This is a genomic window from Mycolicibacterium cosmeticum, from assembly GCF_000613185.1.
In the GTDB taxonomy this organism is placed as follows: domain Bacteria; phylum Actinomycetota; class Actinomycetes; order Mycobacteriales; family Mycobacteriaceae; genus Mycobacterium; species Mycobacterium cosmeticum.
In genome coordinates this window covers 590,891-611,193 of record NZ_CCBB010000003.1, presented here as the reverse complement: position 1 = coordinate 611,193, position 20,303 = coordinate 590,891, and the positions used below count along the sequence as shown (strand labels likewise).

The window sequence follows — 20,303 nt, the reverse complement described above, 5'->3', positions numbered from 1 at the left end:
ACGCGTTTCTGGTCTATTCGACCGTGATACCCATGGAGCGGGCGGTGCCTGCGATGATCTTCGCCGCGGCGTCGATGTCGTTGGCGTTGAGATCTTCCTTCTTGGTCTCGGCGATCTCCCGCACCTGATCCCAGCTCACCTTGGCGACCTTGGTCTTGTGCGGCTCGCCGGAACCCTTCTGCACACCGGCGGCCTTGAGCAGCAGCTTGGCGGCGGGCGGGGTCTTCAGGGCGAAGGTGAAGCTGCGGTCCTCGTAGACGGTGATCTCCACGGGGATGACGTTGCCGCGCTGCGACTCGGTCGCGGCGTTGTACGCCTTGCAGAACTCCATGATGTTGACGCCGTGCTGACCAAGCGCGGGACCGACCGGCGGGGCGGGGTTGGCCTGCCCGGCCTGGATCTGGAGCTTGATGAGCCCGGCGACCTTTTTCTTCGGGGCCATTGTTGTTCGTTCCTTTTCTTTTCTTCTTCGAAGCTTTAGATCTTGGCGACCTGGTTGAAGGTCAGTTCCACAGGCGTCTCGCGACCGAAGATGGACACCAGCACCTTGAGCTTCTGCTGCTCGGCGTTGACCTCGCTGATCGAGGCGGGCAGCGTGGCGAACGGCCCGTCCATGACGGTGACCGACTCGCCGACCTCGAAATCGACCAGGATCTCGGGGCGCTCCAGGGTCGCCTCGGACGACGCCGCCGCGGCGGCCGTGGATGCGGCCTTGCCTGCGGCCTTCTTCGCCGCGCCCTGGGGCAGCAGGAACTTGACCACGTCGTCCAGGCTCAGCGGCGACGGGCGCGAGGTGGCGCCGACGAAACCGGTCACGCCGGGGGTGTTGCGCACGGCGCCCCACGACTCGTCGTTGAGGTCCATGCGCACCAGGATGTAACCGGGCAGCACCTTGCGGTTGACCTGCTTGCGCTGGCCGTTCTTGATCTCGGTGACCTCTTCGGTGGGCACCTCGACCTGGAAGATGTAGTCGCCGACGTCCAGGTTCTGCACGCGGGTCTCGAGGTTGGCCTTCACCTTGTTCTCGTAGCCGGCGTAGCTGTGGATGACATACCAATCACCGGGCTTGAGACGCAGCTCCTTCTTGAGCGCGGTCGCCGGATCGACGTCTTCCTCGGGGGCTTCGGGGGCCTCGGCGGCCTCTTCCGAGGGCTCGTCGGCATCAGCGGCCTCGGGAGCCTCTGAAGCGTCGGTGGCTTCCGCCTCGCCTGCCTCCAGGGTCTCGTCGAGCACGTCGACGGCATCACCCGAAGGCGTCTCGGCGTCGAGCTGTTCGTCGCCGTCGAAGCTAGTCACGGTTGTCAGTCCTCTCTCAATTCTTCCGGTCAGCCGAACACGATCGACACGAGCTTGGCCAGCCCGAGGTCGACCCCACCGATCAGCGCGACCATGAACGCCAGGAACACCAGGACCACCGTGGTGTAGCTGACCATCTGCTTGCGGTTCGGCCAGATGACCTTGCGCAGCTCCGCGACGACCTGCTTGAGGTAGTTCCACACGAAGGCGAACGGGTTCACCCGCTTGGTGTCGCTCTTCTTGACCTTGGCGGTCTTGCCGGCCTTCGCGGGCTTACCGCCTTTGGCGGCAGGCTCGTCGTCGTCAGAGGCTTCGGTGTCGTCGGCATCGGACGGCTCCGCGTCCTCCACCGGGGCCGCCGCGGGACGCCGGGACCGTTTTCCGGTCGGGCGCAGCGGACGGGTCACGACGGCCGTCTGACCGGCCGCGTCCTCGATGCCCGCATCCTCGGTGCCCTCGGAGCCGGCACTGTCGCGCTCGTCGCTCACCGCATGCCTTTCATCTGGTTCGGGTGGTCACCTTCCAGTGTCCACACTCGTCGAGTATTCAGTTGAGCAGGGGCGACAGGACTTGAACCTGCAACCTGCGGTTTTGGAGACCGCTGCTCTGCCAGTTGAGCTACGCCCCTTCGTTGCGGCCCTCACACAATTCGCGCGCTCCCCGACCGGCCGATTTCCGAACCGACGGACAGCGCGCTGATGTGGGAAAACCCCGAGGACCGAGTGTACATCGGCCCAAGTGTTAGTTACTAATCCCGGGCGACCGCCGTACGCCGCACCTGTCCGGATTCCCGGTCGTACTGCACCGACACCGAGTTGTCACCCTCGTGACCCATCAGCGTGGTGAACGCCTCCATCACCACGAAGGCGTCGTCGGCATCGTCGTCCCGAAGGATGTTGCGGGTGACGACGATATCGGCGCCGAAGCGCTCGTCGACCGACATGATCTCCAGTTCCGCGTGCAGACGATCGCCCACCTTGATCGGCCGGTGGTACACGAACCGCTGATCCACCTGGATGATCTGCATGGTCTCCATGCCGACGTCGATATTGCGGAAGAAATCCTGCTGCACCAGATTCGCCAGGATCGACACGAAGGTCGGCCCGGCAACCAAGGTGTCGTGGCCGAGTTCGGCGGCGGCATCCTCGTACAGCGAGGCGGGATGCTCGGATTTGACCGACTTGGCGAACAGCTTGACCTGTTCACGGCCGACGACGAAGACCTCGGGGTACTTGTAGACCATCCCGAGCAGATCGGGGCGCAATGCCATGGGTCAGGCCAACTTCGCCACGGCGATGGCCCGGCCGAAGATCTTCTTGCCGCCGGTGGTGGCCGACAGCGCGATGGTGACCGACTTGTTCTCCGGCTCCACCGACTTCACCCGGCCGTTGAAGACGATCTCCGCTCCGACGCCGTCGTTCGGCACGGGCACCACCGCGGTGAAGCGGACGTTGTATTCGGTGACGGCCGCCGGGTCGCCCACCCAGTCGGTGACGTAGCCGCCGCCGAGGCCCATGGTCAGCATGCCGTGCGCGATGGCGGTGTCCAGGCCGACCTGCTTGGCGATGTCGTCGTCCCAGTGGATGGGGTTGAGGTCCCCGGAGACGCCGGCGTAGTTGACCAGGTCCTGCCGGGTCAGCGGGATGACCTTCTCCGGCAGGGTGTCGCCGACGCTGACCGAACTGAACTCACGCAGAGCCATCAGAAAAACCCTCTTCCCCGTCGCCCGCACGGCCCGCCAGGGTCGTATAGGCCTCCTGCACAACCTCACCCTTGTCGTTGGTGACGATGTTCTTGGTGACGATGATGTCGGTGCCGTGTGCCTGCCGCACCGAATCCACGTAGACGTCGCAGTACAGCCTGTCACCCGCGCGGATGGGCCGGACGAAGGTGAAGGCCTGGTCCACCTGGACGATCTGCGCGTCGTGGATCCCGATGTTGGCGTGCCGGAAAAACGCGTACTGCGCCGTGTAGCCGAAAATGCTGATGAAGGTCAGCGGCGCCGGCAGGGTCTGGTGACCCAGCTCGGCGGCGACAGCTTCATCCTGGAAGTACGCCGCGTCGTTCTTGACCGCCAGGGCGTACTCGCGCACCTTCTCGCGTCCCACCTCATACGCATCGGGATAGCGATAATGCATCCCGACGATATTCGATGACAGAGCCACGGCGAAGGATCAGCGGGACTCTTTGTGCGGCTGGTGGTGACCGCAGTTCGGGCAGAACTTCTTGATCTCCAGCCGGTCCGGGTCGTTGCGCCGGTTCTTCTTGGTGATGTAGTTGCGGTGCTTGCACACCTCGCAGGCCAAAGTGATCTTCGGCCGTACGTCGGTACTCGACGCCACGTCAGTTGCCTCTCGTTGTTGCCTGTAGCGGTGGGGAGGCTCGATCTCCCGACCTCACGATTATGAGTCGTGCGCTCTAACCAGCTGAGCTACACCGCCCCGATTAGACGAAGGCGGCGATCCGCCTGGCGTCCACCGAGCCCCCTAACGGAATCGAACCGTTGACCTTTTCCTTACCATGGAAACGCTCTGCCGACTGAGCTAAGGGGGCGTGCACTGCTTGCGGCCCGTGGGCCTTAAAGAGGGTACATTCTCGCCGATTCAGTCGCCAAAACGGCAGCGTAATCGGCTTCCGCCGGCCCGTGAAGACCCCTTGCGACCCGGTTCCGCCCGGCCAGACCCGCCGAGACTGAAGCCAGGGACGCCGCACGCCGGGTTTTCGTCCGTGGCTTCAGTCTCGGTGGCCGACGCCGTCAGAGCAGCCAGTCGTTGGGGCTGAACAGCTCGCAGTGCACTTTGGTGATGCCGCGGGCGCTCAGCTGATCCCGCACCGCCCGCACGAAACCGTCGGCCCCGCACAGGTACACCTCGGCCCCGTCCGGCAACTCGACGCCGTCGAGGGACAGGAAGCCCTGATGGGCGCCCGGCGCGCCGTCCTCGTACCAGAGCTCCAGCGTCGCGTCGGGCAGCGCGGCCACCAGGTCACGCTGGCGTTCCCGCAGCGGATGGGTCTGGGCGCTGCGGTCGGCGTGCAGCACGACGACGCGGGTGGCCGGGTCCAGGGCTTCGAGGATGCCGATCATCGGGGTGATGCCGATACCGGCCGAGATCAGCACCAGCGGCAGCCCGGGCGCAGGGGCCGGCAGGTCACCGAACGGCACCGTCACGTCGAGCAGATCGCCGACGCGCAGGTTGTCCCGGATCCACGTCGACACCTCGCCCGCCGGTTTCACCGCGAAGGTCAGGTCACCGCTGCCACCGGTGTTGATCAGGCTGTACTGGCGCAGCTGGCGAGCGCCGTCGGGCAGCGTCACCCCGACCGACACGTACTGGCCCGCCGTGAAGGACAGCACCTCACCGCCGACCGGTCGCACCGTCACCTGGACCACGCCGGACGGGTCGTCGACCCGCGACAGCACCTCGGCTCGCCGGTAGACGTCACCGTCACGCACCCCGGCCTGGGCATACAGCGAGCGTTCCAGCTCGATCAGGGTGTCGGCCATGATCCAGAAGACCCGGTCCCACGCCTGCGCCACCTCGGCGGTGACGGTGTCGGCACCCAGCACCTCGACGATCGCGGCGAACAGGTTGTCGTGGACCACCGGGTACTGCTCGGCGACGATGCCCAGCGAGGCGTGCTTGTGTCCGATCCGGGACAGCAGCTCCGCGGGGTGCGGCAGGTTCGGGTCGACCAGATGCGTGGCGAACGTCGCGATGGAGGCCGCCAGCGCCCGTTGTTGTGCGCCCTGGGCCTGGTTGCCGCGGTTGAACAGGTTGCGCAGCAGTTCGGGATGGTTGTCGAACAACCGGCGATAGAAGGCCTGCGTGATGGCGTCGATGTGCGCGCCGATCAGCGGCAGCGTCGCGGTGACGATCTCGGCGTGGGCCGGGACCAGTTCTTGGGTTTCGGTGGTGGTGGTCATCGGGGTTTCCTTTCCAGGGGTAAAGCGATGACGGGAAGCAGGGCGCTGCCCGACAGGTCGTCGATGGTGTAGCCGTCGAGCTGGCGGTAGAAGGCCTCTTTGGCCTCGGCGAGCACCCGGCGCAGCCGGCAGGCCGGGATCAGCGGGCAGGGCTGGGCACCGCCGGTGCAGTCGATGACTTCGGCGTCGCCCTCCAGCTGGCGCACCAACCGGCCCAGCGCGGCGTGCCGGCCGGCGTCGGTCAGTTCGAGTCCGCCGACACGGCCGCGCCGGGCGTTGACCATGCCGAGTTCGGCCAGCCGGGCGACGGCCTTGGCGATGTGGTTCTCCGAGGCGTCGGCGCCCGCGGCGATGGTGCGGGTGGTGATGCGCCGGCCGTCGCTGTCGGCGGCGGCCAGCAGCATCATGGTCCGCAAGCCGAGATCGGTGAACCGGGTGAGCTGCATACGACAGACGGTAGTAATTCGGCATTTGGGATGCGACATTTTTCGGTGTGCGGTCAAACACCTCATGACATGCGGTTTTTAGACCTGCGGATATCTCCGCCCGGGGGCGGCGCCCTACGCTGTGCCCATGCCTGAAGACCGCCTGTACTTCCGCCAGTTGCTGTCCGGCCGCGATTTCGCCGCGGGCGACATGATCGCCGAGCAGATGCGCAACTTCGCCTACCTGATCGGTGACCGCGAGACGGGTGACGCGGTGGTGGTGGATCCGGCGTACGCGGCCGGTGATCTGGTGGACGCACTCGAGGCCGACGGGATGCGCCTGTCCGGCGTGCTGGTGTCGCATCACCATCCCGATCACGTCGGCGGGTCGATGATGGGCTTCGAGTTGAAGGGGCTGGCCGAACTGCTGGAGCGGGTCAGCGTGCCGGTGCACGTCAATGCCCATGAGAGCGAATGGGTTTCGCGGGTCACGGGTATCGCGCCGAGCGAACTGACCGGACACCGACACGGGGACAAGGTGGCCGTCGGCGATATCGAGATCGAATTGCTGCACACCCCCGGTCACACTCCGGGCAGCCAGTGCTTCCTGCTCGACGGGCGGCTGGTCGCCGGTGACACGCTGTTCCTGGAGGGCTGCGGCCGCACCGATTTTCCCGGCGGCGACGTCGACGACATGTTCCGCAGCCTGCAGGCGCTCGCGGCGTTGTCCGGGGATCCGACGGTATTTCCCGGCCACTGGTACTCCAGTGATCCGAGCGCTCCGCTGTCGGCGGTCAAGCGCTCCAACTACGTCTACCGGGCGAGCAACCTGGACCAGTGGCGCCTGCTGATGGGCGGCTGACCTGGCCGACGCGGCCGGGCAAAGCCGCGCGGTGTCATCCGGGCTGGGCTATTCTGCGGGGTCACAGCGCCCCTGCGGCGCGCGATGGGGAGGAAGCCCTGCGATGACGACACCGCCGACCCCGGCCGGCTGGTACCCCGACCCCGACGGAACGGGTGGTCAACGGTATTGGGACGGCACGGCGTGGACCGAGCACCAGGCGCACGCACAGCAGCCACCGGCACCGGCACCGGAACCGCCTCCACCGGCCGAGGAGCCGTCGTCGTCGTGGCCGTCGGAGCTGCCGCCGTGGCCCACCGATATGGAGATGCCGTCCTGGGACAAGGCCGCCAGCGAGCAGCCGACCTCCGTTGTCCAGGTTCCGCAGGCCGAACCGGCCGAGCCGGCACCCGCCGACCCGGCACCCGAACCGGCCGAGCCGCCCGCTGCCATTGAGCAGGAGACCGTCGAAGTGCCGCGGCCCGAACCGGCCACGACCGTCGTTCCCACCTACACCCCGCCACCGGCCCCGCCGGGCGTACCGACCTACGCCCCGCCGCCGGCCGAACCGGCCGAACGAGCCGCCGGCAATGGCAATCTGCTCAAGGGCTACCTCGCTGCGGTGGGCGTGCTACTCCTCGCCCTGATCGCGGTGCTGGTGTACGCGTTCGTCATCCACAAGCCCGAATCCAGCCAGCTGAGCCTGCCGGATACCGCGTCGAGTGAGCCGTCCAGCACCGAGTCGACGTCGAGCCCGTCGGAGACCGAAACTCCGACCGAGACCGCCGCGCCGGTCGCCGGTGAGGCGGTCGACGGTGACGTCACCTTCACCAGCGACGGCATCGACATCGGGCCGACGGTGGTCGCCCCGGACAACGACCAGCTGACCAAGACGGCCACGGGTGAATTCGTCGTCGTGCATCTGACACTGACCAACAACGGTCAGACGCCCGCCGCCTTCGTGGCCGATCAGCAGGTCCTCACCGCCGGTGGCCAGACCTTCACCCCCGACACCGAGGCCACGTTCTATCTCGGTGGCACCTCGACGGTGGTGTACCCGGGTGAGCCAGCGAACGTCTCCATCGCCTTCGATGTGCCGCCCGGGACCGTGCCGGAGTCGCTGCAGGTGCACGGCGACCTGTCCAGCGCCGGCGCCGTTCTGCCGCTGAGTTAGCCCCAACCTCGACACCCGCGCCGCGAACCGGGCAGGTAGATGTCCGCCAAACAGCGGACAGACGACTGATTCCGTAGCACGGTAGCCTTGCCAAGCCGGATTTCGTCGAACAACAGGAGGTTTTCGGCGGATTTGCGGACTGTTGCCCAGCAGGCCGCGTTGGCAGAATGATCGTCAGTTTCGCTTGTGGCGGATCCGTCGGGGGTTGCTGTGACGAACATCGTGCTGTGTTTCGGCGAAGAGCCGCCCTCCCATGTCACCGCGTTGCCCACACTGCTCGACGACACCCAATCCATCTGGTGTCACGACGTCCCGCGTCGCCGTCGGGCGGCATCCGACGAGGCCAGGATCGCGATCAGCGAGGGCTACCGGCATCTGGTGCGGGTCTGGCAACCGGGTGACGAGATCTTCGTGTTCGGAGCCGGCCGCGGCGCCGCGTGCGCCCAGTCCTTGAGCCGGCTACTCGGCACGATCGGCGTGCTCGACGGTGAATTGATCGACTACATGCTGGCCACCTACGCCGTGCCGCGCACGCCGCGCAGCGGAGACGACTGGCGCTCCATCGCGGCCGTCGCTGCCGGGTTGACCGCGCAAGCGGAAATCGCGGTGCCGGTTCGCTTCCTCGGCTTGTGGGACACCACCAGAACGCGCGGCACCGCCGGACCCGTGCAGGTGATCGAGGGCAGGCACGCGATCGCCATCGACGGCGGGCCCCTGCTGCAACGAGTGGAGGGTGTCGAAGAGGTCTGGTTCCGCGGCACACACCGCGGGATCCTGACCGACGCGCTCACGCTGGACTGGGTGCTCGACGGCGCCACCCGCGCCGGGCTGCGGATCGACGCCGATCCGGTCGCGCATTCGACCGGTGCGCGGCGGGATTCGCGTACCCGCGGGCTGCGGCGGGTGCCGAACGCCGCTGGCGTGCACGCCAGCGTCGAACAGCATGTGCGGGCGCACCCGGCCTACTGGCGCCGACTGCCCGCCGAAGTGGTGTGGACCGACACCGAGTGGCTGGCCCGGACCGAACGATTGGTCCAGGACGGGCCCCGGCAGCCCATCGCCGCCACGGCCCTCGCGGCCGCCAGCTAGCAATGCCGAAGGTCGCTGTTTACGCGACACTTGGCTAAGCGCTACTGTCCAGAGCGCAATCGGACGAACTGATGAGGGCGCTGTGGAGTGGTTTCGCGATCGATGGACCGATCTGGCCGGCCTGGGCTCTGCAGCCTGGTTGACCATCGCGGCGTGGACGGGGCTCCTTCTCGCGGTCCTCGCCCTCATCTTCGTGGCACGGGTGATCAAACGAAACCGCCAGCTCAAGCGTGACGAATTGCGCCCCCACGTGGTGATGTACATGGAGCCCAGCGCCACCGACTGGCACGTCATCGAGCTGGTGGTGCGTAACTTCGGCAAGTCCGCGGCACACGATGTCGAATTCGACTTCCCCGCCCCGCTGACCGTGGGTCGCTACGAGGACGCCTACGACGACGGGCCACCGGAGATCGGCGAACTCCGCCTCCCCAGCGAACTCAAACAGCTGGCGCCCGGCCAGGAGTGGCGAACCGTTTGGGATTCGGCGATCAGCCGGGCAGAACTCGGCGGCGAGATCCGGTCGCGATTCGACGGCACCCTGACCTACCGCGACCGTCCCTCGGGTGACAAGGGCAAGCCGCAGGAATACACGTCCGCGGTGGCGCTCGACTGGGAGAGCCTGCCGCCGGCCCAACGCCTCGACCTGATGCTCAACCACGATCTGGCCAAACGGGAGAAGCAGAAGCTGGAGCTGCTGCGCAGCCTGCTCACCTACTTCCACTACGCATCCAAGGAAACCCGGCCCGAGGTGTTCCGGGCCGAGATCGACCGGATGAACCGCGCGGTGCGCGAAACCCAGGACCGTTGGCGGACCCGCCAGGTCGACCAGACCACCGAGCTCGACTTCCCGTGGATCGATGACAAGCGGCCCGGCGGCAGACATCACTCGAGCCCCGCCATCGGAATTCGCAACCACGCTCCGTAACATCCGCTCCATGACGACCCCGGTGAGTTACTCGGTCAACGAATCCGTCGCGACGATCACGTTGGACGACGGCAAGGTCAACGCGCTGTCGCCCACCATGCTGGCGACGGTCAACGGCGCGCTGGATCAGGCGGAGGCCGACATCTCGGCGGGCACCGTGAAAGCCGTGGTGCTGGCCGGCAATTCCCGGGTGTTCAGCGGCGGTTTCGAATTGAGCGTGTTCGCCTCGGGCGACCCCGCCGCCGGACTGGCGATGCTGACCGCCGGATTCGAACTGTCGGTGCGGGCCTTGAGCTTTCCGGCACCGATCGTGATGGCGGCCACCGGGCCCGCCATCGCCATGGGCTCGTTCCTGTTGCTCAGCGGGGACCACCGGGTGGGGTCGGAGAAATCCCGCTGCCAGGCCAACGAGGTGGCGATCGGGATGACGCTGCCGATCTCGGCCGTCGAGATCATGCGGATGCGCCTGACCCGTGCCGCGTTCTCCCGCGCCGTATCCGTGGCGGCCACCTTCTCGGGCGACGCCGCGATCGCGGCCGGCTGGCTCGACGAGATCGTCGACCGCGACGACGTGTTGGGCCGGGCGCAGGCGGTGGCGGCCGAGTACGCCGCGACCCTGAACCTCAAGGCGCACGTCGCCAGCAAGGCCAAGGCCCGCGCATCGGCCATCGAGGCCATCCGCGCCGGTATCGACGGCCTGGCCGAGGAGTTCGCGCTCACGTTGAAGTAGGGCGCGGCGGGCCGACGGCCGGGGCGGTCCCGCAGACCTATGTGCCGATTGCCCGCCTCCGAGCGACTTTTCAGCGACAAGCCCGGGCGTCAGGGCGGCGCCTCACGGGCGAGCGCGTCCGCGCGGACGAGCAGACCGCGCACGCGCTTCTCGATCCGGTACTCGGTGGCTCTCGGCATCTCCCCGAAACGGTAGCGGCCGCGGCCCCGGGGCCACACCCTGCCGTGGCCCATCTCCCAGCGCAGCGCGTCGGACACCGTCTTCGACGGCCGGCCCCCGACGTCGAACCCGTAGCGCACCAGCCGGTCGATCAGCTCGGCCACCGTCGCCGGCCCCTCATGGGCGAGCAGCCAGGTCAGCACGTATCGCAACTCGACACCTCTGACCCGTAGATACGTGGACATGCCGCCATGTTCATACGCGCCTCCGACAAGTTCGCCCTGTCGCTGAAAAGTCGCTCGGAGGCGGGCAATCAGCACATAGGTCTGGCGCGCCGGGGCAGGCGGTGACGCGGGGAGCAGCTGTCGCTGAAAAGTCGCTCGGAGGCGGGCAATCAGATACGTGCTCCGGTCCCCGCCCGGGAGTGACTATCGTGACTCGCGATGGCCCTGCACCTGCACCGCGCCGAGCGCACGGATCTGCTCGCCGACGGCTTGGGTGCGCTGCTGTCCCGGCCACTGCCCGACCCGTTCGCCCAGGAACTGGTCCTGGTGCCCGCCAAGGGCGTGGAACGCTGGCTCAGCCAACGGTTGTCGGACCGTCTGGGTGTGTGCGCCGGTGTGCGGTTCCGCAGTCCTCGCTCGTTGATCGGCGAGCTCGTCGGCACCTCGCAGCGCGATCCATGGTCGCCCGACGCGCTGGTGTGGCCACTGCTGGCCACCATCGACGAGAACCTGGACCAGCCGTGGTGCGCCACCCTGGCCGCCCACCTCGGCCACTTCGAGACCGGTGAGGAGCGCGAACTGCGGCAGGGCCGCCGCTACGCGGTGGCGCGCAGGCTGGCCGGGCTGTTCGCGTCCTACGCACGCCAGCGGCCCGAACTGCTCGTCGACTGGGCGGGCGTGGATGCCGACCTGGCCTGGCAGCCCCCGCTGTGGCAGGCCCTGCTGGCCCGGATGGACACCGACCCACCACACGTCCGGCACACGAAAACCCTTGCGCGACTACGGGAAGGACCATCGGATCAGCTGCCGCAACGGCTGTCGCTGTTCGGGCACACCCGACTGCCCGCCACCGAGATCGAACTGCTCGGCGCCCTGTCCACCCATCACGACCTGCACCTGTGGCTCCCCCACCCCAGCGATCGCATGTGGCGCTCGCTCACCGACCACGAGGGCCGCATCCCCCGCCGCGAGGACACCAGTCATCGCGGCGTCGGACATCCCCTGCTGGCCACCCTCGGCCGGGACCTGCGGGAGCTACAGCGTGCACTCCCCATCCCGGCATCGGACGAATACCTGCCCGCCCCAACGCATCCGGACACGTTGCTGGGCTGGCTGCAGTCCGATATCGCCGCCGACCGGCTGCGCCCCGATGGTCGGACATTCCGGCTCACCGACCGGTCCGTGCAGGTGCACGCCTGCCACGGCCCGGCCCGCCAGGTCGACGTGCTCCGCGAGGTCCTGCTGGGCCTGCTCGCCGACGACCCCACCCTGGAACCACGCGACATCCTGGTGATGTGCCCGGATATCGAGACCTTCGCGTCGCTGATCTCGGCGGGTTTCGGGCTGGGCGAAGTGGTGCACGGCGCCCACCCCGCCCACCGGTTACGGGTCCGGCTGGCCGACCGGGCGCTGGTGCAGACCAATCCGCTGCTCGCAGTCGCCGCGCAACTGCTGAGCCTCGCCGGTGGGCGCGCCTCCGCCAGTGAGGTGCTCAACCTGGCCGCGACCGCACCGGTGCGTGCGCGGTTCGGGTTCACCGATGACGACCTGGACGCGGTGACCGCATGGGTCCGCGAGGCCAATATCCGCTGGGGTTTCGACCAGCAGCACCGCGCCCCCTACGGTGTCGAATTCCTGCACAACACCTGGCGTTTCGGACTGGATCGGGTGCTCGCGGGCGTCGCGCTGTCCGATGATTCACGAACCTGGCTGGACACCACCTTGCCGCTGGACGACGTCAGCAGCAACCGCGTCGAATTGGCCGGCCGGTTCGCCGAATTCGTCGAACAACTGCACCGGACCGTCGTCGCACTCGGCGGCACCCGGCCCCTGGCCGACTGGTTACACGCGCTGCTCGACGGCATCGATGCGCTGGCCCGCGACGACGAGGACTGGCCACGGGCTCAAGCGCAACAGGAGTTCACCGACATTCTCGACACCGCAGATGGCGCCACGCCGTTGCGGCTCAGCGATATTCGCGCGCTGCTGGACCGGCGGTTGGCGGGACGGCCCACCCGCTCCAACTTCCGCACCGGCACGCTGACGGTGTGCACCATGGTCCCGATGCGGTCGGTTCCGCACCGGGTGGTGTGCCTGGTGGGGCTCGACGACGGGACGTTCCCCCGGTTGGGCGCGGTCGACGGCGACGACATCCTGGCGCGCGACCCGATGACCGGCGAGCGCGACATCCGCTCGGAGGATCGGCAGCTGCTGCTGGATGCGATCGGCGCCGCCACCGAGACGCTGGTGATCACCTACACCGGCGCCAACGAATACACCGGCCAGATTCGCCCGCCCGCGGTGCCGGTCGCCGAACTGCTGGACACCTTGGACCTCACCTGCTCCGGCGAGGTATCGGTGCTGACCCGACACCCGTTGCAGCCCTTCGACATCCGCAACGTCGAGCCGGACGAGAACGGCCGGCCCTTCACCTTCGACCCGACGGCGCTGACCGCGGCGAAGGCGATGTCCGGGCATCGCGAACCGCGGCCGGTGTTCGTCTCCGGCCCGCTGCCCGCGCCGCCGGTCGCCGATGTCGAACTGCCCGAACTGATCCGGTTCTTCAACGACCCGATCAAGGGTTTCTTCCGCGCGCTGGACTACACGTTGCCGTGGGACGTCGACGGGGTGTCCGACGAGATGCCGGTGGCCATCGACGCGCTCGAGGAGTGGACGGTGGGCGACCGGATGTTGGCGGACATCATGGCCGGTTTGACACCGCAGGACGCCCAACAAGCCGAATGGCGACGCGGCACGCTACCGCCGGGCCGGCTCGGCTGGCGGCGCGCCATCGAGATCCGGGATCAGGCGGCCGAGCTGGCCGCCGAGGCGCTTCGGCACCGCACCACCGAAGCCGCGGTCTTCGACGTGGATGTCGAACTGGGGCCGGGCCGGCGGTTGACCGGCACCGTGACCCCGGTGTTCGGGAACCGGTTGACGGCGGTGACCTACTCCAAACTGGACGGCAAACATCTGCTCACCTCCTGGATTCCGTTGCTCGCCTTGGCCGCGGCGGAGCCGAATCGATCCTGGTCGGCCACCTGCGTCGGCCGGCCCAGGCGGGGCACCACACCGCGGGTGCAGATGCTGCAGGCACCGGACGCCCCGTTGCCGGTGCTACGCGACCTGGTCGCGCTGTACGACGAGGGCCGCCGGACCCCACTGCCGCTGCCGGTCAAGACGTCATATGCGTGGGCGATGGCCCGCGAGGCCGGCGACGATCCCGAGCAGGCCGCCGGCTACCGCTGGAAGAACGAATGCGAGGACAAGGCCGTCGAACGGGTGTGGGGACGCGGCGCCCGGCTCGCCGACCTGAGCGGACTCGACGAGTACGCCCAGCGCCTGTGGTTGCCGCTGTTGCGCGCGGAAAGCGGTTCGCGGTGAAGACTTTCGATTTGCTCGGCCCGCTGCCCGCGCCATTGTCGACGACGGTGTTGGAGGCCAGCGCGGGAACCGGCAAGACGTTCGCCCTCGCCGGTCTGGTGACCCGGATGGTCGCCGAAGGAGTGGCCACGCTCGACGAGATGCTGCTGATCACCTTCAGCAGATCGGCCAGCCAGGAACTACGCGAACGGGTGCGCGCCCAGATCGTCAGCGCGCTGGTCGCCATCGACGATCCGGCGCGGGCGTGCAACGACCTGGAGCGCCACCTCGTCGCCGCCGACCGGCCGGAGCGGCGATTGCGCCTGCACGACGCGCTGGCCGGGTTCGACGCCGCGACCATCGCCACCACGCACCAGTTCTGTCACGTCGTGCTGAAATCGCTTGGGGTGGCCGGTGACAGCGACAGCGCCGTGACACTGGTGGAGAACCTCGACGAGCTGGTGACCGAGATCGTCGACGATGTGTACCTGGCGCATTTCGGCATGCAACGCGACGACCCGGTCTTGGGTTACCGCGCCGCGCTCAAACTGGCGCGGGAGGTGGCGAACAATCCCGCCACCGAGTTGCGGCCGGTCGACCCGGAACCGGACTCGTACGCGGCGGTGTGCCTGGCGTTCGCACGAGATGTGCTGGCCGAATTGGAGATCCGCAAGCGGCGCAGGGGCATTCTCGGCTACGACGATCTGTTGACCCGGCTGGCGACCGCACTGGACAGCCCGGGATCGGCGGCCCGGGTCCGGATGCCGCAGCGCTGGCCGATCGTCATGGTCGACGAATTCCAGGACACCGACCCGGTGCAGTGGCGGGTGATCGAGCGGGCCTTCACCGGGCGGTCGAGGTTGGTGCTGATCGGCGATCCCAAGCAGGCCATCTACGCCTTCCGCGGCGGCGATATCGACACCTACCTGCGCGCGGCACAGGCGGCGGGCGACAAGCAGACCCTGGGCACCAACTGGCGCAGTGACGCCGCACTGGTGCAGCGGCTGCAGGTGGTGCTCGGCGGGGCGCAATTGGGCGGACCAGGCATCGTCGTGCACCCGGTGCAGGCCCACCACGAAGGGCACCGGTTGGCCGGCGCGCCGCACAACGATCCGTTCCGGCTGCGCGTCGTCACCCGCGGCAACAGCGGGACGCGCACGCTGCCGATCGACCGGCTACGCGCGCACATCGGCAAGGATCTGGCCGCCGATATCGGTGCGCTGCTGACCAGTGGCGCGACCTTCGACGGCGATCCGGTGCAAGCCCGGCACATCGCGGTGATCGTCGAGACCCACCGCGATGCGCGGGCGTGTTTCGACGCCCTGGCCGCCGCCGGCATCCCGGCCGTCTACACCGGCGATACCAATGTGCTCGGTTCGGAGGCAGCGGCCGATTGGCTGTGCCTGCTCGAGGCTTTCGACCAGCCGCACCGCACCGGACTGGTGCGCGCCGCCGCCGCCACCGCGTTCTTCGGCGAGACCGCGGAAACCCTCGCGCCGGGCGGGGACCAACTGACCGATCGGATCGCGGCCACGCTGCGGACGTGGGCGGGCCATGCCCGCGAGCGTGGCGTGGCCGCGGTGTTCGAGGCCGCGCAACTGGCCGGGATGGGCCGCCGGGTGTTGTCCCGCCAAGGCGGCGAGCGGTTGATGACCGACCTGTCGCACATGACGCAGCTGCTGCAGGACACCGCGCACGGTGCGGGTTTCGGGCTACCGGCACTGCGGGACTGGCTGCGCAGCCAGAGTTCGGACAGTGCCGGGGCGACCGAGCGCAACCGGCGCCTGGACAGCGACGCCGCCGCCGTTCAGATCATGACGGTGTGGGTGTCCAAAGGCCTGCAGTACCCGATCGTGTATCTGCCGTTCGCCTTCAACCGGTACACCCCCGATCCGGATCCCGTTCTCTACCACGAGGATTCGGTCCGTTGCCTCTATCTGGGTGGCGCCGCGCCCGCGGTGATCCGGGCGGGAAAGGCCGAGGCGGCGGCCAACGACAGCCGGTTGACGTATGTGGCACTCACCCGGGCCCAATCACAGGTGGTGGCATGGTGGGCGCCGTCGTACTACGAACCCAATGGCGGGTTGTCGCGCCTGCTGCGCGGCCGGTCACCGGGCACCGCGGAAGTTCCCGAGGTGTGCGCGCCGAGCAAGATCTCCGACGCCGACGCGCTGGCCAGGTTGCGGGCGTGGGAGGAGACGGGCGGGCCGGTCCTGGAAGAGTCGGTGATCGCGCCGTTCACCGCGCCGGCGGCTCCGGTGCCCGCCACCGACCTGTCGGTGCGGCTCTTCGACCGGGCGATCGACACCAGCTGGCGCCGCACGTCCTATTCCGGGTTGTTGCGCGCGGCCCAGGAGGCCGAGCCCGCGGGCGTCTCGAGCGAGTCCGAGCTCGTGGAATTGGACGACGAGGTCGCCGATATCGCGCTGTCGGCCCCGGCGTCGGGCGCCGACGTGCCCTCGCCGATGGCAGATCTGCCCACCGGCGCCACCTTCGGCTCATTGGTGCACGCCGTGCTGGAGACCGCGGATCCGTTCGCGCCGGACCTGGTCGCCGAACTCCACACCCAGGTGGCCGCCCACGCCGCGCGGTGGCCGGTCGCGGTGGCACCGGCCGAGGTGGCCGCCGCGCTGGTGCCGATGCACGACACCCCACTGGGTCCGCTCGCGCCGGGCGCCACGTTGCGCCGGATCGGGTTGCCGGACCGGCTGTGCGAGTTGGACTTCGAATTCCCGCTGGCCGGTGAACACCGGACGCTGGCCGATATCGGCGCCCTGCTCGAGCGGCACCTGCCCGCCGACGATCCCCTGGCCTGTTATGCCGAGCGGTTGTCGACCGGCGCGTTGAGCAGGCAGTCGCTGCGCGGCTACCTGTCCGGCTCGATCGACGTGGTGCTGCGGGTCGACGGCCGCTTCCTGGTGGTCGATTACAAGACGAACTGGCTTGGCACCGGGGATGCGCCGCTGACCGTCGCGGACTACGGCAGGGACCGCATGGTCGAGGCGATGCTGCATTCGGACTACCCGCTGCAGGCGCTGCTGTACAGCGTGGTGCTGCATCGTTACCTGTCCTGGCGGCTGCCCGACTACCGGCCCGAAACCCATCTCGGTGGGGTGATCTACCTGTTCGTGCGCGGAATGTGCGGTCCGACAACGCCGGTGCGCGACGGCCACCCGGCGGGGGTGTTCAGCTGGCGTCCCCCCGCCGCCCTGGTGACCGCGCTGTCCGCATCGTTGGAGGGGGCATGATCACCGACTTCGAGCCCGCCGACATCCATGTCGCCCAACGGCTGACGGCGCTGGCCGGGGAGACCGACGAATCCGTGCGGCTGGCGGTGGCGTCGGCCGTGCGGGCCCTGCGCGGCGGATCGGTGTGTGTGGATCTGCGGGCCGCGGCGGGCGAGGCCGGTGCCGACGCCGACGCGTGGCTGGACGCGGTGCGGGCCAGCCCGCTGACCGGCACCCCGCCGGTGCTGCACCTGCTCGGTGACTTGCTCTACCTGGACCGGTACTGGCGCGAGGAACAGCAGGTCTGCGACGACGCCCTGGCCTTGCTGGCCGCGCGGCCGGCCGGGCCGGTGCCCGAGGTGGCGAGGTTGTTCCCGGACGGGTTCGACGAACAACGCGCGGCGGCGGATCGTGCGCTGACACAAGGCCTCACGGTGCTGACCGGAGGGCCCGGCACCGGCAAGACGACCACCGTGGCGCGACTGCTGGCACTGTTCGCCGAGCAGGCGGCGCTGGCCGGACGGCCGACACCGCGCATCGCCCTGGCCGCCCCCACCGGCAAGGCCGCCGCCCGGCTGCAGGAGGCCGTGCGGGCCGAGGTCGGCCGCCTCGACGAGGTCGACCGCACCCGGCTGGGCGGACTGTCGGCCACCACCTTGCACCGGCTGCTCGGTCCGCGGCCGGACACGTCGTCGCGGTTCCGTCATCACCGCGGAAACCGGCTGCCGCACGACGTCATCGTCGTCGACGAGGCGTCGATGGTGTCGCTGACCATGATGGCCCGACTGCTGGAGGCGGTCCGCCCGCACACCCGGCTTCTGCTGGTCGGTGATCCCGATCAGCTGGCCTCGGTGGAGGCCGGCGCAGTGCTGGCCGATCTGGTCACCGGGTTGGGCTCCGAACACGTTGCCGCACTACGGACGTCACATCGATTCGGCGAGTCGATCGGTGCGCTGGCCGCCGCGATCCGAGACGGTGACGCCGACCGCGCGCTGGACGTGCTCGCCGCCGGCGGCCCACACATCGTCTGGGCACAGACCGCCGAGTCGCTACGCGAGGTGATGTTGCCGCACGCCCTGCGGCTCCGGGAAGCCGCGATTCTGGGCGATCACCGCGTCGCGACATCGACCCTGGACGAGCACCGGCTGCTGTGTGCGCACCGGCACGGGCCCTTCGGCGTGGCGCAGTGGAACCGGCACGTGCAGCGCTGGCTCACCGAGGCCACCGGCGAACCGATGTGGTCCAACTGGTATGCCGGCCGGCCGGTGTTGGTGACCGCCAACGACTACGGACTGAAGCTGTACAACGGGGACACCGGGATCACGGTCGCGTCACCGGACGGTCTGCGGGTGGTGTTCGGTGACGCGTCGTTCTCGACGAGCAGGCTGACCGACGTGGAGACCATGCACGCGATGACGATCCACAAATCCCAGGGCAGCCAGGCCGACGAGGTGACCGTGCTGTTGCCGTCGGAGGACTCGAGGCTGTTGACGCGGGAGCTGTTCTACACCGCGGTGACACGGGCGAAGACGACCGTGCGAGTGGTCGGGTCGGCCGCCGAGGTCCGTGCGGCCATCGCCCGCCGCGCCGTGCGCGCGACGGGGCTGGGACTACGGCTGCGCCGGTAGCGTCTCGGTACTGCTCAGACGGTCCGCGCCGCGAAGGCGGCGCTGGACAGAATGCCGATTGCCAGCGCCAGCGTGCCGTAGCCGAGAACGGCGGCTGCGACGACAGCGGCGATCGAACCGAGGCCGAGAACGACCAGCAGGCCTGCTAACAAAACTCCGCCCATGTCCACCCTTTTCTATGACTGTCGTCACAATGTAGCGCACTCGGTGTGCTGAATCACACCAACTTGCGGACACAGTTTGATGGAGCTGCGCTTACGCGCGTTTGCCCAGGTCAGTCGGGCACACTAGCTTGCCTGTCGGCCAGTGCAACCTTGCCGGTCGGCCGACTAACTGGCAAAGATGTCGCGCCGGCGATCGATGATTCGCCGCCCGGGGCGCGAGCCGGGCTCGGCGCCGGTGCGGACGGGCCCATGGGCAACACTGGACCCATGACAGACGCCACCGCTACCCGCGTCGCGGTCTACCTCGACTTCGACAACATCGTCATCTCCAGATACGACCAGGTCAACGGGCGCAATTCATTTCAGCGCGACAAGGCCAAAGGCCTGCAACCGGATCCGCTGGCCCGAGCCACCGTCGACGTCGGGGCCGTACTGGACTTCGCCTCGTCGTTCGGCACCCTGGTGCTCACCCGCGCCTATGCCGACTGGTCGGCCGACGTCAACGCCGGGTACCGCCAGCAGCTGGTCGGGCGGGCGGTCGACCTGGTCCAGCTGTTCCCCGCGGCCGCCTACGGCAAGAACGGTGCCGACATCCGGCTGGCCGTCGACGCCGTCGAGGACATGTTCCGGCTGCCCGACCTGACCCACGTGGTGATCGTCGCAGGCGACTCGGATTACATCCCGCTGGCCCAGCGCTGCAAACGGCTGGGCCGCTACGTCGTCGGCATCGGCGTGGCCGGGTCCTCGAGCCGCGCATTGGCCGCCGCCTGCGACGAGTTCGTGGTCTACGACGCGCTGCCCGGGGTGCCGGCGTTCGAGCCGACGCCGGCCGCCGAGCCGAAGAGCTCCGTCCGCCGTACCAAGAAATCCGAGCCGGAGGAACCAGCGGCCCCGGATCCACAAGCTGCCGCGACCGCGTTACTCACCCGGGCCCTGCAGATCGGCCTGGAGAGGGACGACGTCGATTGGCTGCACAACTCCGCGGTGAAAGCACAGATGAAGCGGATGGATCCGTCTTTCAGCGAAAAGTCTTTGGGTTTCCGCTCTTTCAGCGATTTTCTGCGATCACGGTCGGACACCGTCGAACTGGATGAGAGCTCCACCACCCGAATGGTGCGGCTCAGGGCCTGACG

Annotated in this window: 20 protein-coding genes and 3 tRNA genes; 9 read left to right on the top strand and 14 right to left on the bottom strand. The window is 68.5% G+C overall.

What is annotated here, in order from left to right:
- Positions 1-13: 13 nt before the first annotated feature.
- From rplK to BN977_RS22010, 12 genes are all read right to left on the bottom strand, one after another.
- Complete coding sequence (rplK, locus tag BN977_RS22065; RefSeq protein ID WP_024454133.1) at positions 14-442, bottom strand: 50S ribosomal protein L11; 429 nt, start codon at positions 440-442, stop codon at positions 14-16.
- 35 nt (positions 443-477) lie between these two features.
- Positions 478-1,296 carry a transcription termination/antitermination protein NusG gene (nusG, locus tag BN977_RS22060; protein WP_036401528.1) on the bottom strand — a complete coding sequence of 273 codons (819 nt, stop codon included), beginning with the start codon at positions 1,294-1,296 and terminating at the stop codon, positions 478-480.
- A 29-nt stretch (positions 1,297-1,325) separates the two neighbouring features.
- The gene (gene secE, locus BN977_RS22055) at positions 1,326-1,784 is read right to left on the bottom strand and encodes a preprotein translocase subunit SecE (RefSeq protein WP_036401526.1); all 459 of its coding nucleotides are present in this window, start codon (positions 1,782-1,784) and stop codon (positions 1,326-1,328) included.
- Between the two features lie 67 nt (positions 1,785-1,851).
- Positions 1,852-1,924 (bottom strand) — tRNA-Trp (locus tag BN977_RS22050).
- Positions 1,925-2,044: 120 nt separating this feature from the next.
- A complete protein-coding gene (gene hadC, locus BN977_RS22045) occupies positions 2,045-2,566 on the bottom strand; it encodes a (3R)-hydroxyacyl-ACP dehydratase subunit HadC (RefSeq protein ID WP_036401524.1) in 522 nt (173 codons plus the stop codon).
- 3 nt (positions 2,567-2,569) lie between these two features.
- A complete protein-coding gene (gene hadB / locus BN977_RS22040; protein WP_024454129.1) occupies positions 2,570-2,998 on the bottom strand; it encodes a (3R)-hydroxyacyl-ACP dehydratase subunit HadB in 429 nt (142 codons plus the stop codon).
- Positions 2,985-3,461 carry a (3R)-hydroxyacyl-ACP dehydratase subunit HadA gene (gene hadA, locus BN977_RS22035; protein ID WP_024454128.1) on the bottom strand — a complete coding sequence of 159 codons (477 nt, stop codon included), beginning with the start codon at positions 3,459-3,461 and terminating at the stop codon, positions 2,985-2,987. The genes hadB and hadA overlap by 14 nt, the downstream gene beginning before the upstream one ends.
- A 9-nt stretch (positions 3,462-3,470) precedes the next feature.
- Positions 3,471-3,638 (bottom strand): 50S ribosomal protein L33, encoded by a 168-nt coding sequence (rpmG, locus tag BN977_RS22030; protein ID WP_023985310.1) that lies wholly within the window; start codon positions 3,636-3,638, stop codon positions 3,471-3,473.
- A 25-nt stretch (positions 3,639-3,663) separates the two neighbouring features.
- Positions 3,664-3,737 (bottom strand) — tRNA-Met (locus tag BN977_RS22025).
- A gap of 39 nt (positions 3,738-3,776) precedes the next feature.
- Positions 3,777-3,849 (bottom strand) — tRNA-Thr (locus tag BN977_RS22020).
- A 202-nt stretch (positions 3,850-4,051) separates the two neighbouring features.
- Positions 4,052-5,221, bottom strand: coding sequence for a globin domain-containing protein (locus tag BN977_RS22015; protein WP_036401519.1), 1,170 nt, complete (start codon positions 5,219-5,221; stop codon positions 4,052-4,054).
- Complete coding sequence (locus BN977_RS22010; protein ID WP_024454126.1) at positions 5,218-5,667, bottom strand: RrF2 family transcriptional regulator; 450 nt, start codon at positions 5,665-5,667, stop codon at positions 5,218-5,220. The genes BN977_RS22015 and BN977_RS22010 overlap by 4 nt, the downstream gene beginning before the upstream one ends.
- Before the next feature lie 127 nt (positions 5,668-5,794).
- Between BN977_RS22010 and BN977_RS22005 the strand changes: the two genes are divergently transcribed.
- The 5 genes from BN977_RS22005 to BN977_RS21985 all read left to right on the top strand — a co-directional run bounded on the left by BN977_RS22005 (position 5,795) and on the right by BN977_RS21985 (position 10,405).
- The gene (locus BN977_RS22005) at positions 5,795-6,508 is read left to right on the top strand and encodes an MBL fold metallo-hydrolase (RefSeq protein ID WP_036401517.1); all 714 of its coding nucleotides are present in this window, start codon (positions 5,795-5,797) and stop codon (positions 6,506-6,508) included.
- 103 nt (positions 6,509-6,611) lie between these two features.
- Positions 6,612-7,661, top strand: coding sequence for a DUF4352 domain-containing protein (locus BN977_RS33375; RefSeq protein WP_051561801.1), 1,050 nt, complete (start codon positions 6,612-6,614; stop codon positions 7,659-7,661).
- A 210-nt stretch (positions 7,662-7,871) separates the two neighbouring features.
- Complete coding sequence (locus tag BN977_RS21995; protein WP_051561799.1) at positions 7,872-8,750, top strand: phospholipase effector Tle1 domain-containing protein; 879 nt, start codon at positions 7,872-7,874, stop codon at positions 8,748-8,750.
- Between the two features lie 82 nt (positions 8,751-8,832).
- The gene (locus BN977_RS21990) at positions 8,833-9,675 is read left to right on the top strand and encodes a DUF8453 domain-containing protein (RefSeq protein ID WP_036401514.1); all 843 of its coding nucleotides are present in this window, start codon (positions 8,833-8,835) and stop codon (positions 9,673-9,675) included.
- Positions 9,676-9,685: 10 nt separating this feature from the next.
- Positions 9,686-10,405 (top strand): crotonase/enoyl-CoA hydratase family protein, encoded by a 720-nt coding sequence (locus BN977_RS21985; RefSeq protein ID WP_036401511.1) that lies wholly within the window; start codon positions 9,686-9,688, stop codon positions 10,403-10,405.
- Between the two features lie 89 nt (positions 10,406-10,494).
- Here the strand turns inward: BN977_RS21985 and BN977_RS21980 are convergent, their stop codons facing one another.
- On the bottom strand, positions 10,495-10,809 hold the full coding sequence (locus tag BN977_RS21980; RefSeq protein WP_036401509.1) for a hypothetical protein: 315 nt from the start codon (positions 10,807-10,809) through the stop codon (positions 10,495-10,497).
- A gap of 198 nt (positions 10,810-11,007) precedes the next feature.
- Here BN977_RS21980 and recC point away from each other — a divergent pair, with 198 nt between their 5' ends.
- The 3 genes from recC to recD are packed head-to-tail and all read left to right on the top strand — an operon-like array spanning position 11,008 to position 19,006.
- Positions 11,008-14,172, top strand: coding sequence for an exodeoxyribonuclease V subunit gamma (recC, locus tag BN977_RS21975; protein ID WP_036401507.1), 3,165 nt, complete (start codon positions 11,008-11,010; stop codon positions 14,170-14,172).
- Positions 14,169-17,399 (top strand): exodeoxyribonuclease V subunit beta, encoded by a 3,231-nt coding sequence (gene recB / locus BN977_RS21970; protein ID WP_036404162.1) that lies wholly within the window; start codon positions 14,169-14,171, stop codon positions 17,397-17,399. Before recC ends, recB begins: the two co-directional genes overlap by 4 nt.
- Positions 17,396-19,006 (top strand): exodeoxyribonuclease V subunit alpha, encoded by a 1,611-nt coding sequence (gene recD / locus BN977_RS21965; protein WP_036401504.1) that lies wholly within the window; start codon positions 17,396-17,398, stop codon positions 19,004-19,006. The genes recB and recD overlap by 4 nt, the downstream gene beginning before the upstream one ends.
- A gap of 14 nt (positions 19,007-19,020) precedes the next feature.
- On the opposite strand, the gene BN977_RS32950 is transcribed toward recD, so the two are convergent.
- Positions 19,021-19,170 carry a hypothetical protein gene (locus tag BN977_RS32950; protein ID WP_165576364.1) on the bottom strand — a complete coding sequence of 50 codons (150 nt, stop codon included), beginning with the start codon at positions 19,168-19,170 and terminating at the stop codon, positions 19,021-19,023.
- A 267-nt stretch (positions 19,171-19,437) separates the two neighbouring features.
- Here BN977_RS32950 and BN977_RS21960 point away from each other — a divergent pair, with 267 nt between their 5' ends.
- Positions 19,438-20,301 (top strand): NYN domain-containing protein, encoded by an 864-nt coding sequence (locus tag BN977_RS21960; RefSeq protein ID WP_036401502.1) that lies wholly within the window; start codon positions 19,438-19,440, stop codon positions 20,299-20,301.
- The last annotated feature ends 2 nt before the right edge of the window (positions 20,302-20,303 follow it).

Coding starts and splice junctions, on each gene's coding strand:
- rplK (WP_024454133.1), bottom strand. CDS start 442: ATGGCCCCGAAGAAAAAGGTCGCCGGGCTCATCAAGCTCCAGATCCAG.
- recC (WP_036401507.1), top strand. CDS start 11,008: ATGGCCCTGCACCTGCACCGCGCCGAGCGCACGGATCTGCTCGCCGAC.
- BN977_RS21980 (WP_036401509.1), bottom strand. CDS start 10,809: ATGTCCACGTATCTACGGGTCAGAGGTGTCGAGTTGCGATACGTGCTG.
- hadB (WP_024454129.1), bottom strand. CDS start 2,998: ATGGCTCTGCGTGAGTTCAGTTCGGTCAGCGTCGGCGACACCCTGCCG.
- BN977_RS21960 (WP_036401502.1), top strand. CDS start 19,438: ATGACAGACGCCACCGCTACCCGCGTCGCGGTCTACCTCGACTTCGAC.
- BN977_RS33375 (WP_051561801.1), top strand. CDS start 6,612: ATGACGACACCGCCGACCCCGGCCGGCTGGTACCCCGACCCCGACGGA.
- BN977_RS21985 (WP_036401511.1), top strand. CDS start 9,686: ATGACGACCCCGGTGAGTTACTCGGTCAACGAATCCGTCGCGACGATC.
- recD (WP_036401504.1), top strand. CDS start 17,396: ATGATCACCGACTTCGAGCCCGCCGACATCCATGTCGCCCAACGGCTG.
- BN977_RS32950 (WP_165576364.1), bottom strand. CDS start 19,170: ATGGGCGGAGTTTTGTTAGCAGGCCTGCTGGTCGTTCTCGGCCTCGGT.
- BN977_RS22010 (WP_024454126.1), bottom strand. CDS start 5,667: ATGCAGCTCACCCGGTTCACCGATCTCGGCTTGCGGACCATGATGCTG.
- hadC (WP_036401524.1), bottom strand. CDS start 2,566: ATGGCATTGCGCCCCGATCTGCTCGGGATGGTCTACAAGTACCCCGAG.
- BN977_RS22015 (WP_036401519.1), bottom strand. CDS start 5,221: ATGACCACCACCACCGAAACCCAAGAACTGGTCCCGGCCCACGCCGAG.
- BN977_RS22005 (WP_036401517.1), top strand. CDS start 5,795: ATGCCTGAAGACCGCCTGTACTTCCGCCAGTTGCTGTCCGGCCGCGAT.